General features: G+C 47.5%; 1 pseudogene. It reads right to left on the bottom strand.

What is annotated here, in order from left to right:
* Window positions 1-1,064 (bottom strand): annotated as a pseudogene (locus PGX78_RS08605) (DNA-directed RNA polymerase subunit beta'); the annotation flags it as partial.

The raw sequence follows: 1,064 nt of genomic DNA, 5'->3' as shown, positions 1-1,064 counted from the left end.
GATAGCCGATGGCTTTAATGCGGTCGAGGAGCGAAGCCGTTTCCGTATTTCCTACGAGATGGAAGCAATCGGCAACGAGTTTACCGATTTGTTTCTTGTTCATCAAAACACCGAGGCACTCTACATCGACATATTCTTTATCGGCTTTAAAAGCGGCAACCGCTTCTTTATCGATTTTTTTGGCTACCTTCGGACGAATAGCCGCCAAGTCGACGCCGAATTCTTCCTTCATGGCCGTAAATCCGTAATCAAGAATCCGACCGTCTTCCCGCTTAATTTTGACGAGGTGATCACTGTCAATCAAGCCGTTTTCATACGCAAAGGCCGCATCTTTCGGATCCGTAAAGACCATAACCTTATCCGTGTGGAAGCGGCGCAGTGCTTCATAAAGCTGATTATTGTAAAGCATGCGTCCCGCCGTAGTTTCAATCAGACCGTGTCCGGGAATACGAACCTTAATTAAGGCACCGATATCCAAGACTTTGGCATCATAAGCGAGCATGACTTCATCAAAGTCGGCAAAAAGTTTTCCTTCACCCTTGGAGCCCGGTTTTACCATGGTCAGATAGTAAGCGCCGAGCACCATATCCTGCGTAGGAACGGCAACAGGTTTGCCGTCCTTCGGAGCCAAAATATTGTGTGCCGAAAGCATGAGTGTACGAGCTTCCGACTGAGCTTCTACGGACAAAGGCAAGTGGCAAGCCATCTGGTCACCGTCAAAGTCGGCATTGTATGCCGTGCAGACCAAAGGATGCAACTTAATAGCACGACCTTCCCACAAAATCGGCTCAAATGCCTGAATACCGAGTCTGTGCAACGTCGGGGCACGGTTCAACAGTACGGGATGTTCTTTAATGACATCTTCCAAAACGTCCCATACATTTTCCTGAACACGTTCTACCTGTTTTTTCGCATTTTTAATATTCGTAGCCTTGCCTTCTTCAACAAGTTTCTTCATAACGAAGGGTTTGAAGAGTTCCAAGGCCATTTCTTTCGGTAACCCGCACTGATGCATCTTTAATTCCGGACCGACAACGATAACGGAGCGACCGGAATAGTCGACA

Origin of the sequence: Megasphaera sp. AF13-6AC (assembly GCF_027685385.1) — a bacterium.
GTDB classification, from domain to species: Bacteria; Bacillota; Negativicutes; order Veillonellales; family Megasphaeraceae; genus Megasphaera; species Megasphaera micronuciformis.
Note: the sequence above shows the minus strand (reverse complement) of the source record. Positions and strands in the feature narration are given on the sequence as shown.